A 14175-nucleotide genomic window follows, 5' to 3' on the forward strand; every position below is an offset into this window, starting at 1 on the left:
GGCCCTTCTTTGAAGGAATTCCAATCAGGAATTGGATTGGGAACGCCAAAAGAAACATTTTCTGTAAGCAATTTTAATTACAGATGGTAATCGCCGTTAGCTTCTGGTTGGTATTTGATACTCGTGATTTGGAACTGATTTTCTCCTCCTGGGACTTTCCAATGAATCACATCGCCAATTTTGTAACCTAGGATCGCAGTGCCTATCGGTGCCAAAACAGAAATTTTATTTTGCTCCGTATTGGCGTCCTCGGGAAAAACCAATCTAAATTCTTGAAATTCTAATTCGTTTAAATTCTTTAATTCAATCACAGAATTCATGGTAACAAAGTTTGCTGGAATTGAATGTGAATCCACTTTTTGAGCTCTTTCTATTTCGCCGAGTAGATCTTTTGTATTTGGGTCCATTTTGTTTCTTTTTGTATAATCCGAAATCATTAGTTTTAATCGGTTATAGTCAAAATGAGTGACACATATTTTGTTCTTCGTATTCATTTTAATACTCCTTTAGATTTGTGCAAAACTTTAGACTATAATTAAGATAGTTGTACTGTCAAGGTTGATTGTCTAATTTAAGGTTCCCAAAACTTGATTCTTAGTTGACAATATGGGAAGTTGGTTTATTGTTGCTATAGCAACAGATGTCCGACTCATTTGATTTAGAGAATTCCTATGCATATTTGATCTATCGTACGGTTAGAGCTTTGCGACGTCAGTTTATGCGGTTGGCTTCAGCAAATGGCTTGGAACTATTTCCAGAGCAGTGGTTTGTTCTTGTTCGATTAATGAAACAACCTGGTTGTAGCCAATCGGATTTGGGAAGGGATTTTGATGATAGGCCGTCTATGGCAAGAGCACTCCGAAACATGGAAGAGAAGGGTTGGATCAAAATCCAATCAAATCCGGAAGACGGTAGGAAAAACCAGGTATTTCCTACAAAAAAAGGTTCAGAGATTTATCAATTGATGGCCTCTGTTGTTACGGAAGAAAGAAAACGGATGTTTAAAAAACTATCAACTCAGGATTTTAAGACGTTTAAAAGGATTATTGATCAAATTTATGAGGAATCGATAGACTGATTTTTTTTGTATTTTATGTTGCTATAGCAACGAAGTGAGGTTTTGGAATGAATAAAAAAGTTTTTGGATTTTTAGTGATTTTAGGAGGAATTATGATCACAAATCAAATCAGCGCAGAAAGGAATGAGGAATCTTTAAGGAAAGAGTTTCTCTTCATTATGAAGAATATAGACGAAAGAAAAGTTTCAGAAATAGAATCGAAGTTTCATTCTGATTATGCGGATAGTGTTTATATAAAAGGAAGTGGTTCTATATTTAGTTCCAATAAAACAAATTATATCCAATCGCTAAAGGATGGAAAGATCGGTGGAGTGGAGAGAGATGTCCGCATTCATTCGATAGATTTTATTGACCAGTTTGGATTTGTCAAAGTTGATTTGGAAAGTAAGGTGATGAAGTTCCAGTCAATGTATACATTTTATTTTGACAATGGGGAATGGAAAATGATCAAAGCAGTGGTGGTTGCTGAGAAGAAATAAATTTCAAATCCACCATTTGCTCGTAAAAAAATCTCCTTACGTAATGAGTTGTTGATTTGGGAGATTACAGAGATGTTTCCCCGAGCAAATAGAACGATTCGAAAAAACAAAGAGAAAAGGAAGTTGTTAATGTTATTTTTTGCGGGATGCAGAAGAGTTTAGCATTAGTTCTTTATAACGAAAACAAGTTTCGACATGGTCATTGACGAGTCCACAGGCTTGCATATGTGCGTAAATGACCGTGCTACCTACAAACTTAAATCCGCGTTTGATCAAATCTTTACTCAGTGCGTCAGATTCTTTTGTTGTTGCCGGTATTTCTTTTAAACTTTTCCTGCGGATTGTGATTGGTTTGTGTTTTACAAAACTCCAAATGTAAAAATCAAAGGATCCGAATTCTTTTTGAATTTCTAAAAACCGTTTTGCGTTATTAACTGTGGCAAATACTTTCAATCGATTTCGCACAATGGATGGATCAAGAAGTATGGTTTCTAATTTTTTATCAGTGAACTTTGCAACCTTTGTTGGATCAAAGTTTGCAAATAATTTTCTATAACCTTCCCGTTTTTTTAAGATAGTTGCCCAACTAAGTCCTGCTTGTGCACCTTCTAAAATCAAAAATTCAAAATGGGTTTTGTCATCGTGGACGGGAACCCCCCATTCTTCATCGTGGTATTGAATGTATTGGTCAAATTTCAAACACCAGGAACAGCGTTCCTTTTCAGTATGAGTATTCATTTCATCGAAGTCCATTTCATAAACGATAGATTCTTGCGTCAAACAGGGAATTTAGTTATTTAGAAATTCCTTGTTTGGTTTTCAAACCACTTAAAAAAAATTCGATGGATGAGTCTCTTTCTTTTAGTTTGTCAAAAAGAATTCCATAATGGTTTGTTTTGATTTCTATCCCTTGAGAATTTGGAATTCGTTCTAACATGGATTCGAATGATTCCTTAGGCAATAAGTCATCTTTGGGGAATAAGTTCATTTCAGTGGCACGAAGTATGAGGGTCGGCGTTTGTATTTTTTCAAACTCCAAATTTTTGTTTTCTTTGATTTTCGAAATCACTCTTTTGGGGTCCTTCATCAAGTATTTGATTACCTTTAAAAGATTCATAGAACCTCCCATTTCTTTTAATTCCTCTTCCATAACAAACTTCGGCATATGGCAAACATAACCATTTTTAGTTTTTTCTAATTCGAGTCGGAAGTAGTCTTCGATATCTTTGGTCCAATGAGGCACTAGAGGTGAGTTTTTTACTAGTTTCAAATAATCCGAAATCGTTGGATATGTAACATCCAGTCTTTCGAAGGATTGTTGTAGAACCTTTAGAATTTGGAGTCTTTTGGAAAGGGAAAGTAGGCCTCCTCCATCCATAAGGATCATAGATTTGACAGCTCCAGGATTGGATATCACATAACGAAGGGCAATCATACAACCAAAAGAATGCGCAAAAAAAATCGGATTTCTAATTTTGAAATGAGAAATGATACCTTCCAGATCTTTGATATGATTTTGAAATCCATAACCAGACTCTGGTTTGTCTGATTTACCTCTACCACGTAAATCATAAGACAAAACTCTATAACCTAAACGGTTTAAATTTTTCGCTAAAGGTTTCATTGAGTATAAATTTCCTGACAATCCGTGCAGACAAACGATTGTTTGTCTATTCCCTGGCCAAATACCTACCCGGATATTAATACCATTAATTGTAATGGATTCTTCTTTGTATTTTTTTGATTTTGGTTTGGGTGCAGGTTGTCTCATTGGGTAAACTTGAAAGTCTTCCGGTTCTTTCGTAAATGATATTTGAATATATTTTCTCTCTTTATTGAAATCTTCTTAACCTGTTTTTTTTACTTTCCTCTAATCCTATTTTTCGTAACCAAATTGTAATATAAATATATTAAATAGAATTTCTCTAAAAGGATTCATTTTGAGACTATGAGTTCTATCGGTTCTAATGAGTTTTGGTTCCGTGAGTCTTAATAATGTAACGAGGGTTCTTAGGTTAATAATTGATGCTTAGAGGAATGAAACGTCTTAATCGATATGAAAACAGAATTCTAAAAATTGTTAAGTTAGGTGGGAAATTAGTTCGATTTAAACAATTTGGATTTTCTACAAAAACGGCCGAAGGTTTTCGGTTCCCTATATATGTTTTAGAAATTGGAAAGGAAAAGGCAATCAAACGGAATGTCGCCGGTGTTGTTGCGGGTGTTCATGGACTTGAAACCATTGGGATCCGAGTTTTATTAGATTTTTTAGATGATCTTTTTGCGCGCAAAACATCCGAATTGTATCGAGAGATTAAAGATGGGGAGCTCGGAATTGTTTGTATTCCCATTCTGAACCCAGGTGGGGTGGCAATGAAACGTAGATCGAACCCAAGTGGTGTCGATCTGATGAGAAACTCTGGTGTGGAGGCAGTGAAGGCACCCTTCTTTTTTGGCGGACATAAAATTTCAAATGTATTTCCTTATTATAGGGGGAATGTCTTACAAGCAGAATCCAAAGTTTTAGATCGATTTTACACAGAATATCTGTTACCTGCTGAAAACTCCATGATCCCTGTCATCGATGTTCATTCAGGTTTTGGTGCTATCGATCATGTTTGGTGGCCTTATGCAGGTACACATGAGCAGTGTGCAGATGAATCATTATTTCAGAAAATCGCAAATCATCTTACCACAAAATTCAATCATATACTTTATAAGTTCGGTCCGCAAAGTGAAACATACACAACCCATGGTGATCTTTGGGATCGGCTTTATAACGAGTATCAAAAAACGAAAGCACATTCGAATCCAAATGGTTCAAGGTTTCTCCCATTAACGTTGGAAATTGGTACGTGGTCTGATATTCAGTTGGATCCATGGAAAGTTTTTCGCAAACGCGGTATCTTCAATCCGGCTCGCGAATCGAAACAAGAGTCGATCATTAGTCATCGGAAATTTTTGACAGATGTTCTGCGACTTGCAAAAATGAAACCAATGGATTTAGATTGAATGTCGTTTTGTAAGGTGAAGTTGGTAAATTTATTCGATTTCTCTACCGAGGAATTTTGTTTTACCTAGTAAATATTGAATGGCGCGAATTACGTTTTCTTTTTTACTTTCTTCCGATTTTAACCCAACGATATATCTCATTATTTCATTTTGAAGAGAAGGACTTAATGTTTCAAACTTAGCTTTTGCTTTTTTATTTTTCTCCAATGCTGCTTTGAGTTCCAAGGATATTGGCTGAATCTTTTTTTCTGGATTGAACTTTATTTCGAAGTTTGCTCGGTCTCCAACTTCTTTTTTTGCAGCCTTTCTCATCGGCGTATTCAAATAAAGACGCCACTCTCCACTATATTTAACAAGTGTTTGCGTGAATTGGAATCCATCAATTTTGAGAGTGACTCGAATTTTACCTTTATCAGTTTTCGCTTGTTCCATCAATGATGATAAAATGTGTTTGGGTAAAAATACAAATGGATTGATCCCTATAATCTCAATTTTTGCAGAGAATTTCAAAAAGGGAAAATCGGCCATTCCCATTTTGTATGAAATAAATCTGGATCTGATCAATCAATTTTTTCTGATAAACGGATTCTTTTTCATTGGGGGAATTTATGTTCCCTTTTTTTCTAAATAATCACTTTACCATAAATAAAATCCTGTTATAGTATACCGTCTAGGAAAATCCAGGATCACTCCGGTTTCGGTAATATATGTATCAAGTAAGTGAAATACTAAATCTTATTTTTGATAGTGTAGGGTTATTGATAACTTTACGGTTACTTAGTTCAGGATTAATACCCAAATTTCATTTTTTGATTTTTGGTTTTTTATGTATATGGCTTAGTACTATTTTTACTGTTGCCGAGGGTTTCTTTTTTCATGATTTTTTTAATCTCCTCGAACACTCCTTTTACTTTCTTTCCTCAATTCTTTTTCTGGTGAGTTTGAAAAAAGAAATTCTGGTATCAAATCACTGATATGAATCTAGTCGTGTTACTAAATTTATCATCCTTATTCATTTATCTGATCGCGATTTTTATCATAATCAAAAATTTGATCCGTCGCCCTATTTTCCGTGGAGAAGGGACATTCGTTTTGATCCTTGCCATTATTCCTTGTTATGTGAGTATTTCCAACGTATTGGAACATGGATATGCGATTGAATATTTCGATGATTACGAAGGTTTTTTTAAAGACCTCTATGCTATGTTTTTTCTTATTTTTTTGTATGTTCATTCTGTGAAAAAGGAACAAAGTCAGCGGATTGAACATGAAAGGCAAATTAAGTCCGACTTAAAATTAAAATCGAAGTTACTCACGGAAATACACCATAGAGTGAACAATAATTTACAAATCATTTCCGGTCTTTTGGCGATGCAGGTAGAGTCAGAGAATGATCTGAAGTTAACAACTTCTCTCGGTTTAATTCAGAATAGAATTATGGCAATTGCATCGGTTCACAAAATTATCTATGGATCACCAAATTTATTGTATGTTGATTTGAATCAGATTTTTAATTCTATATTGGGTAATTTGAAAGGAACCTATATAAATGAAAAAAATAATATCGAGTTGCATGAGTTAATTGAAGAAGGTTTGGAAATGGACCTGGATCGAGCTATCCCTATGGGGTTGATACTCAATGAACTTGTTTCCAATTCCTTCCGTCATGCTTTTATGAATCGTAATCATGGAAAAATTGAAGTTAGTTTGGGAAGGATGGATGACCAATTTGTTCTTGTGGTGAAGGACGATGGTTCAGGGATGGGAACAGATTTTTGGGATGCTAAAGGAATCGGATTAACACTTGTTAAAAATTTAGTTAAACAACTTAGAGGGACATTGATTACTGAAAAAATAACTGGTACTTGTTTTGAAATCCGGTTTCCTATTCGGAATGAAAATACGATTCAGATTTAGCAAAATCTTTTATATTTGACAGAACAGTAATTATGGTACATTTACTTTTCCCGTTATGTAATTATCTCTAATTCCAGTAGGTCCTTCTTGTTGAAGATAGGATGACAAAACAACACATGCATTGTTATAAGCGGTAACATCAAACGATTTTGGGTCTGTTTGGTAGGCACCAATTCCGATAGGAGAAAAATGTTCGATATAGGCCATACCTACAGGCCCAATGCCGCCACCTACAGTGGAACTGGTGGAATCTAAGTATAAATATTCTTCAGTGGTAGTTCCTACCGATGTTTTTGCTATATATTCCATTTGATTGCCAACTAAATCGACAACCAAACAATGTGACGCACAGTTTCCAATGGTCGCAGGTGCGTTCACACTACCAAGGCAAGGTGAGGCGGGCGGTGGTGGTGGGACAGTGTCAATACTTCGATTGCCTTTTGCGTCATCGGTAGAACCTACAACGATAATTTTATATGCTGAGTTTACTTCAGGTGTTATAAAATAGAAATACCCTGCATATTTATCATAAAAACTAACCTTAATATAATTTATCACATTATAATTGTCTGCAGCAAGACTGATTTTCGTTGGCCTACCTAAATAAGCATCTAATTTCTTGTAGGCGGATAGGTCTGAGCCGGCTTGAAATTTGACTCGGATGATTTGGTATTCCGTTGGAACTCCATCACTATAAAAAATAGAACGTACTGTTTCATAACTTATGTTTGGTAAAGTTATGGCGTTTGGTGGGATGGCCGGTACCGTTGGTGGCGTGGAGGTAACTTCCCGATTAGAAATGATTTTCCCATCCTTCTTTAATGTTATAATGAATTTGAATATTTTTGTGTAATCTGAATAAGAGAATACGATGTAGTTGGTTTTGAATGAGTCTTCCATTTGTGTGATTTGGCCTGAAACAATTCCTGTTTTGGAATTGAATGTTATCTCATTAGGGTTTCCCATATATGCTTCGATCGTTTCTGAATCCTCTTTCGCAGTTTTTAATTTATATTGCAACACAATGTCTTGGAATTGGAAGTTTCCATCTTTTCTGTAATAAGTAGTAGATTGTAGTGATTCGAATTTGTTCTCAAGGATTGGGTCTGCCGGAGCTCCGAGGGAACCCAAAAGGGCAAATGCAGAGATGTCGTTTTTAGTAGACTGACCGTTACACGAAACTAGAAAGAATGAGAGTATTAACAATGAAAATAAATTAGAGAGGCGCATCTATACCACTTAACAATTGGGGGAAATATTTGATTCACAAATTTGTCTGAAATTCTGGTTTTGGAGAAAAATTTGATATTTAGAGTATTCGAATATTTGAAAGTATTTGTATTGTCGTGTAACTCAATCATTCAACTGGAATAACTCATGAATAACACTACAATCTTGTTTTAATAAGAAAAGATGGATTCTTTGTCTTCGTTATAGATTTAGGATTTCGCCTAAGTTTTTTACGCAGTGTGTTGCAGAATCTTTAAAAGGAAATTTTCCTGAAGGGTCAAGGTAAATGGTTTCGACACCGGCAGCGGCTCCCGCATCTAAATCAAAAACATAATCGCCAATCATCACTGTCTCTTTTGGATTTGCTTTCCAGAGATCCATCAACCGAAAGATCCCTTCGGGATTTGGTTTAGGTAGGGCACGTTCCCTACAAAAAATAAAATCTGACTGAAAGTAATCAATTAAACCTGTGGCCTTCAAGGTTTCAATAGAATTAGAGAAACTATTTCTTGTTAGTATCCCTAAGTTATTTGTTTGTGTTTTAAGTTTTCGTAATAGTTCAGAACTTCCCGGGGAAGGGATAGATACCTTGGCGATTTTTAATTCAATTGTGTCTAAATGAATATGTTTCTTTTTTGCTTCTTCTACAGGAAGTTTAGATAGGGAAGTGAGAATATCTGTATCTAAAGGAATCTCTAGTTCTCGTTTTATTGCATCAAAATCATGTTTGGCGATTGTGAGAGTGCCATCCATATCAAAGATCCAATTCTTTTTCCTTTTGAAAAAACTCATAGATTGATTCCTTTATAAGTCATTTTTTGAGTTTATATTTCTAAAACTAGATTCTTCCTCGTCGGGAAGTTTTATGAAAAGAGGTTTTGGTTCTAGTATTTTAATTCGTTTTTGCAGGGAAAATTCCTGTTTCCCTGGAATGGATAAAGATGCCATCCACTGAGATAAAGTCTGTGTTGTATAAATTCCGCATAATGGTTCTAAGCCGGTGTTTGACTCATAAAAAATTCCGGGGATAGATCTCGATCGACCTTTGATTGTATCTAACAATCTTTGGATGGTTTTTTCTTCGATAAAAGGTATGTCAATTGGCAATACAAAGATAAAATCATTCAAAAGATTGTTATCTTTTAGATAGATATAAGAAGAGAGGATTCCTTTAAGGGGTCCTTCAACGGTGAGTTCCTTATCTAAAATAAGTGAGGGTTTTTGTATATACTTAGAATAAGAATCTACTTGTTCCTTTCGTAGCGAAACATAGAGTGAGGTACTGAATTTGTTCAGTGTTTTTAGAATGTGGCTAAGGAAATGGGAATCGGGTCCGATTGGTACGAATCCTTTGTCTTCTCCCATTCGTACACTTTGTCCACCAGCGAGAAGAACAAAAATTGGATCAGTGGTTGTGGGTATCATCCACGCAGCCTTGTGACCATTCGGAACTTCCATCCACATAGTATTCCTTTTTCCAAATGGGAACTTCGTGTTTGACTCGATCGATGATGTATCGGTTGGCTTTGTATGCTTCGTCTCTGTGAATGGCACCAGTATTGACGATTACTGCCACTTCACCTAATCTAAGTTTCCCTAGTCTATGAATACAATCTGCGTATTGTAAGTCCCATTTTTTGAATGCATCACTGATAATTTCTGCAATCATTTGGTTGGCCATTTCGGAATAAGCTTCATATTCTAAATGTGTGACTAACCTCCCATCATTGATATCTCTTACAATACCGGCAAAAAATACATACCCACCCATACTCGGGAATGGTGGAAATTCCGTGGGAAGTCCTAATTTGTTTTCTGTGATATGTTTGAATTTTGTATTCGCGTCCATTTAACCACCGCTTGATGGAGGAAGGATTGCAACGACAGCCCCATCGATGATAGGATCGGAGTCTTTAGCAATGATTTGGTTGATTGAGATGCGACTAATTTTGATTAAGTTCGTAGCATCTGGCTTTAGTTGATAAAGATACATTTTTAAATCGGAAACAGTTTTGATTCCTTCTAAACTTAGATCTTGTTTGGATGGAAAAAAATCTTTTAAAGCAGCAAACGATAACAATTGGATTTCCATTTATCCTCCAATAAATTTCATAGAAAGTGCAGAACCAGTGAATTCCATTTTTTTTGTATTCATTGCCTGCTGTAAAACAAATGGGACTTCAGAAGGTTCAGTTGGAAGGTCAAAAGATGTCTGGTCACTCAAACATCCATAAATCCGACCAAGAGAGTCCATACGCAGGCGATTACAACCTTCGCAAAATGGTTCTGTATGATTGGCAATGATTCCAAATATATATCCTTCGTCTGTGATGTGATAGGTGGCTGTGGAATCTGCAGCTGTAGGGTAAGGTTGGAAGTTGTATCGGCTTTGAATGATACAACGAATTTCTTCTGCAGAGGAAAAACAGTCAGAATGTTCTTCTTGCAGCGGACCCATTTTCATAAACTCTAAAAATCGAATGGGTATCCCATTTCCCCCTGACCATTCTAGGAGATCAAGAATTTCCGATTCATTGTAACCTTTTAAAACTGTACAATTGACTTTAACTTCTAATCCAAATGTTTTTGCTTCCAAAATTCGTTTGAGCAAACGTTCAACAGGAAGTTTGCGATCACTGAGTTTTTCAAAACCTCTTTGCGAAAAACTATCAAGTGAAAAATTCATTCGAGTGAGTCCGGCTAGTTTCATTTTTTGAATCAGTCCATCTTCAAAGAATCCATTGGATGTAATGGCAATATCCTTAATCGAGATTTCTTTCAGTTTTTGGATGAGTAGAATAAGATCTTTATGGAGTGTAGGTTCACCACCTGTTAGGTGGACTTCTTTTAATTGGATGTGAGATGTGAGGGCTTTGATTTTGGATTCCAAAAGTTCAGGACTTAAGTAATGAATTTTTGGATAGAAGTTAGGAAGTTCAGGTTTGTTTTTGGGAGCACAATAAACGCAAGCAAAACTACAATGAGATAGAATACTCACTCGAAGCACTTCAAATTTTCTAGTGTGCGCATTCACCTTAAGGTCGAGTTTAATCTAGTTTTCTTACTTGAAAACAAAAATAGGAAGTCGGATTCGTTTATTAAACTATTTTAACTAAAGCGTAATTTCTCCTTGATTGCCTTAAATCGTTAATTCTTCTCTAATTTATGGGTACAGAAGAGGAATCATTCTTCCAACGCCAAATCCAAGTTCCTGAAATTGGCTCTATCGGTCAAAAAAAATGGCGAGACTCCTCGGTCCTTGTCATAGGCCTTGGGGGGCTCGGATGTCCTGCCGCCTTGCAACTAGCCCTCGGAGGAATTGGCCGCATTGGTTTGGTTGATTTTGATATTGTGGAGATTTCAAACCTCCACCGCCAAACTTTGTTTACATTCCGTGATCTTGGTTTACCCAAAATAGAAGTGGTTTCTCGGGTTTTGTTGGAACATTGTCCTTGGCTGCAAGTAGATTGTTTTTCAGAACTGCTTTCGGAAGATACAAAACCTGACCTCTTCAATGGATGGGATCTAGTTTTGGATTGTACGGACACCATTACATCGAAGTATCTTATCAATGATTTATGTATTCAAAAATTGATTCCTTTAGTGACGGCCTCTGTATTTCGAACGAGTGCTCAGTTTGCCATCTTTTCCGGGAAAGGACGACCATGTTACCGTTGTTTGTTTCCAGATTTAAAAGAAGGGGATACTTTAAATTGTAGTTTGGGTGGTGTGCTTGGGGTGCAAACAGCACTTGCCGGAACTTATCAATCTTCTTTGGCAATGCAGTATCTCTTAGATCCAAAATCGACAGACCTATCTTCGGTATACTTTATGGAATGGAATCCGCCCATGTTATACCAATCTAAAATAGATGCGAATGTGAATTGTCCCACTTGCGGGCAGGGGAAAAAAGAAACCACTGCCCATTTGGAGGAGAATGAAATTTATATTATCGAATTCTTTACTCTTAAGGAACAAAGAAATTTTCTTCTTATCGATGTCAGAGAAAAAGAGGAAACCGATTCGAATCCGATTTCCGATACTTTTTTGTTGCCTCTATCGGAATTGGAAAGAGGCTATCTTCCTGATTTCAGTAGAGACCTAACTCTTGTTTGTATTTGTGAAACTGGAGTTCGTTCTAAAAAAGCATTAGCTTACTTACAAATGACAAACCAGGTTTATTCACTCAAGGGAGGAAGGAGAGCCTACACCCAATACTTGAAAAACGAAGCTCCCCTTTAGGCCGGTTGTTTTTTGATCGACACTTTGATTCCACTAAAGGCAGCATTTCCAGAAAATTCATCAATCGCCTGGTCATCAGTAAGATCATTGATACTCACTCCTGAAAATTCGGTAGCTACCTTTTGATTCGTACCACTGCGATTGTGTCCAAATCCATGAGGAATGCTCACAACACCTTGCATCAGTTCTTCGGTAATTTCTACCGGGATTTGAATTTTGCCAACAGAGGATTCGACAATAACTTCCTCATCATTTATAATTCCTAAATGGTTGGCATCACTGGGATGGATCATGACAGTGCAACGGGGTTTACCTGTCATCAGTTTTGGTAGATTGTGCATCCAGGAATTATTACTTCGTAAATGCCTTCTTCCTATGAGTAAAAATTGCGATTTGTCAGAGGTAAATTTTTCCCATTCAGAAAACTTACTTTTAAGACGCGGTAAGTCTTCTTTTAAAATCTCTGGGAAAAGATGGATCCTTTTGTCTTCGGTATACAAACGTTCTGGAAAACTGGGCTGTAATGGTCCTAAGTCCACACCATGGGGACTGTTTTTTAAAAGGTCCAAACTCATCTCTCGATTATGAGGCCCTTTGGTTCCATACGGTCCTGATTTGAGTGCATGGTCAATGATACTAGCTGGTGTTAGTTTTGTTTTGACTAGTTCTTTGGGGAGTTCTTTATTAGCCCTTGTTAGTTCCAAACGTTTGGTTAAGTCAGTAAATATTTCCCAGTCGTGCAACATCCCTGGTTCCGGCGTAAAAAGTGGCTGGTTGTATCTTGCCGTATTTCTAACGGCAAATACATTAAAAATCAAATCATAGTGGTCATGTTCTAAAGCAGAAGTAGGTGGTAAGATATAGTGCGCATGTTTTGTGGTTTCATTCAAATAAAAGTCAACACTTACCATAAAATCCAAACTAGATAATGCTTTATCCAGCTTCGTTCCGTTAGGTGTGGATAAAACCGGGTTCCCTGCCGAAGTGAAAAGCGCGCGAATTTTTCCTTCCCCCTCGGTGAGAATTTCTTCAGCGAGTGCTGCTACCGGAAGTTCGTCACTGAATTCAGGAAGTTTGCGAACTCTTGACTGGTAGGAATTAAAACTTCCCGGAGAGGAACGCATCACAGATCCTTCTCCCACTAAGTCCACCGCAGGGAGTGTGAACATGGCACCACCCCTTTTGTCTAAATTTCCAGTGACAATATTGATGACATTGATGAGCCACTGGCAGACCGCACCGAATTCTTGTGTGGAAACACCGACTCTTCCGTAACAAACCGCAGAAGGTGCATTCGCAAATTCGAATGTGATTTTTTCGATGGTCTCTTTGGATACACCTGTGATTTGGGATACTCTTTTGGGACTGTATTCTTTCGTAACCGTTTCGATGGTTTGTAAGTCTTCTTTGCGAATTAAGTCATTTGGTTTTGTCAGTTGTTTTTCAAAAAGGACATGGAGGATCGCTAGTAGTAAGTAGGCATCGGTTCCTGGTTTGATAAACAAATGTTCATCGGCGTGGTCTGCCGTTTCGGATTTACGTGGGTCCACCACCACATACTTTCCTCCGCGCTCTTGAATTGCTTTTAATCTTTTTTTGACATCGGGGACACTCATTAAACTTCCGTTAGATGCAAATGGGTTCCCACCTAAAATTAGAAAAAAATCGGTATGATCAATGTCTGGGATGGGGACTAGGAGTTGGTGGCCAAACATTAAGTAAGAAAGTAATTGGTGGGGCAACTGGTCTACTGAGGTGGCGGAGAAGTTATTTTTGGTTTTGAGTCTACTGGCAAATCTTTGACCGAGTAACATCGATCCATAGTTGTGAACCGTCGGGTTTCCGTTGTAGATTGCAACCGAATCGTTTCCGTATGTGGTTTGAACTTTTACGAGTTGGGTCGCGATATCGGAGAGGGCATCCACCCAAGAAACGGTTTCCCATCCCGTTTTTGTTCTTTTCTGTGGGAATTTGATACGATCGGGGTCTTGGTAGAGGCTTTTGAGTTCGGGTCCTTTAGGACAAATATGGCCTCGGCTAAACTTGTCTTCTTGGTCTCCTTTGAATCCTTGGATGGAGCCATCTTTCAATTCGATTTGTAGTCCACACATTGCCTCGCACAAACTGCAAGACCGGTAATGAATTTGGTCCATAACTCTCTCCTAAGACAGAAATCTTAAGAGAAAGTTTTTCTTTCGACAAGTTTAAAATGAATCT

The 14175-nt window shown here is 37.1% G+C and carries 16 protein-coding genes; 5 read left to right on the top strand and 11 right to left on the bottom strand.

The window, feature by feature from the left end; all coding sequences use genetic code 11:
* Positions 1 to 77: 77 nt before the first annotated feature.
* The gene (gene rnk / locus LEP1GSC199_RS04020; protein WP_002977859.1) at positions 78 to 494 is read right to left on the bottom strand and encodes a nucleoside diphosphate kinase regulator; all 417 of its coding nucleotides are present in this window, start codon (positions 492 to 494) and stop codon (positions 78 to 80) included.
* A 146-nt stretch (positions 495 to 640) separates the two neighbouring features.
* Between rnk and LEP1GSC199_RS04025 the strand changes: the two genes are divergently transcribed.
* A complete protein-coding gene (locus LEP1GSC199_RS04025; protein ID WP_039926019.1) occupies positions 641 to 1078 on the top strand; it encodes a MarR family winged helix-turn-helix transcriptional regulator in 438 nt (145 codons plus the stop codon).
* A gap of 47 nt (positions 1079 to 1125) precedes the next feature.
* Positions 1126 to 1557, top strand: a complete 432-nt coding sequence (locus LEP1GSC199_RS04030; RefSeq protein ID WP_002977857.1) for a nuclear transport factor 2 family protein — start codon at positions 1126 to 1128, stop codon at positions 1555 to 1557.
* 132 nt (positions 1558 to 1689) lie between these two features.
* On the opposite strand, the gene LEP1GSC199_RS04035 is transcribed toward LEP1GSC199_RS04030, so the two are convergent.
* Positions 1690 to 2295 (bottom strand): DNA-3-methyladenine glycosylase I, encoded by a 606-nt coding sequence (locus LEP1GSC199_RS04035; RefSeq protein ID WP_039926042.1) that lies wholly within the window; start codon positions 2293 to 2295, stop codon positions 1690 to 1692.
* A gap of 55 nt (positions 2296 to 2350) precedes the next feature.
* Positions 2351 to 3328 carry an alpha/beta fold hydrolase gene (locus LEP1GSC199_RS04040; RefSeq protein ID WP_002977901.1) on the bottom strand — a complete coding sequence of 326 codons (978 nt, stop codon included), beginning with the start codon at positions 3326 to 3328 and terminating at the stop codon, positions 2351 to 2353.
* 254 nt (positions 3329 to 3582) lie between these two features.
* Between LEP1GSC199_RS04040 and LEP1GSC199_RS04045 the strand changes: the two genes are divergently transcribed.
* Complete coding sequence (locus LEP1GSC199_RS04045; RefSeq protein WP_002977912.1) at positions 3583 to 4569, top strand: M14 family zinc carboxypeptidase; 987 nt, start codon at positions 3583 to 3585, stop codon at positions 4567 to 4569.
* Between the two features lie 30 nt (positions 4570 to 4599).
* Here the strand turns inward: LEP1GSC199_RS04045 and LEP1GSC199_RS04050 are convergent, their stop codons facing one another.
* Positions 4600 to 5097, bottom strand: coding sequence for a YdeI/OmpD-associated family protein (locus LEP1GSC199_RS04050; protein ID WP_039926045.1), 498 nt, complete (start codon positions 5095 to 5097; stop codon positions 4600 to 4602).
* A gap of 447 nt (positions 5098 to 5544) precedes the next feature.
* On the opposite strand from LEP1GSC199_RS04050, the gene LEP1GSC199_RS04060 reads away from it, so the two are divergent.
* Positions 5545 to 6486: a sensor histidine kinase gene (locus LEP1GSC199_RS04060; protein WP_002977878.1), complete on the top strand. Its 942-nt coding sequence runs from the start codon at positions 5545 to 5547 to the stop codon at positions 6484 to 6486.
* A gap of 30 nt (positions 6487 to 6516) precedes the next feature.
* Here LEP1GSC199_RS04060 and LEP1GSC199_RS04065 read toward each other — a convergent pair whose 3' ends face one another.
* The 6 genes from LEP1GSC199_RS04065 to LEP1GSC199_RS04090 form a co-directional block, all read right to left on the bottom strand.
* Positions 6517 to 7716, bottom strand: a complete 1200-nt coding sequence (locus LEP1GSC199_RS04065) for a hypothetical protein (RefSeq protein ID WP_039926023.1) — start codon at positions 7714 to 7716, stop codon at positions 6517 to 6519.
* A gap of 201 nt (positions 7717 to 7917) precedes the next feature.
* Positions 7918 to 8508, bottom strand: a complete 591-nt coding sequence (locus LEP1GSC199_RS04070) for an HAD family hydrolase (RefSeq protein ID WP_002977895.1) — start codon at positions 8506 to 8508, stop codon at positions 7918 to 7920.
* A 12-nt stretch (positions 8509 to 8520) separates the two neighbouring features.
* Positions 8521 to 9141: a molybdenum cofactor guanylyltransferase gene (locus tag LEP1GSC199_RS04075; RefSeq protein ID WP_002977847.1), complete on the bottom strand. Its 621-nt coding sequence runs from the start codon at positions 9139 to 9141 to the stop codon at positions 8521 to 8523.
* Positions 9122 to 9565 carry a molybdenum cofactor biosynthesis protein MoaE gene (locus LEP1GSC199_RS04080; RefSeq protein ID WP_002977830.1) on the bottom strand — a complete coding sequence of 148 codons (444 nt, stop codon included), beginning with the start codon at positions 9563 to 9565 and terminating at the stop codon, positions 9122 to 9124. Before LEP1GSC199_RS04080 ends, LEP1GSC199_RS04075 begins: the two co-directional genes overlap by 20 nt.
* Positions 9566 to 9808: a MoaD/ThiS family protein gene (locus tag LEP1GSC199_RS04085; protein ID WP_002977883.1), complete on the bottom strand. Its 243-nt coding sequence runs from the start codon at positions 9806 to 9808 to the stop codon at positions 9566 to 9568.
* Positions 9809 to 10750 carry a radical SAM protein gene (locus LEP1GSC199_RS04090; RefSeq protein ID WP_039926025.1) on the bottom strand — a complete coding sequence of 314 codons (942 nt, stop codon included), beginning with the start codon at positions 10748 to 10750 and terminating at the stop codon, positions 9809 to 9811.
* A gap of 131 nt (positions 10751 to 10881) precedes the next feature.
* Between LEP1GSC199_RS04090 and LEP1GSC199_RS04095 the strand changes: the two genes are divergently transcribed.
* Positions 10882 to 11958 (top strand): HesA/MoeB/ThiF family protein, encoded by a 1077-nt coding sequence (locus LEP1GSC199_RS04095; RefSeq protein WP_002977835.1) that lies wholly within the window; start codon positions 10882 to 10884, stop codon positions 11956 to 11958.
* Here the strand turns inward: LEP1GSC199_RS04095 and LEP1GSC199_RS04100 are convergent.
* Positions 11955 to 14111 (bottom strand): molybdopterin-dependent oxidoreductase, encoded by a 2157-nt coding sequence (locus LEP1GSC199_RS04100; RefSeq protein WP_002977904.1) that lies wholly within the window; start codon positions 14109 to 14111, stop codon positions 11955 to 11957. The two genes, LEP1GSC199_RS04095 and LEP1GSC199_RS04100, sit on opposite strands and share 4 nt — an antisense overlap.
* Positions 14112 to 14175 lie beyond the last annotated feature (64 nt).

The organism is Leptospira vanthielii serovar Holland str. Waz Holland = ATCC 700522 (assembly GCF_000332455.1).
GTDB classification, from domain to species: domain Bacteria; phylum Spirochaetota; class Leptospiria; order Leptospirales; family Leptospiraceae; genus Leptospira_A; species Leptospira_A vanthielii.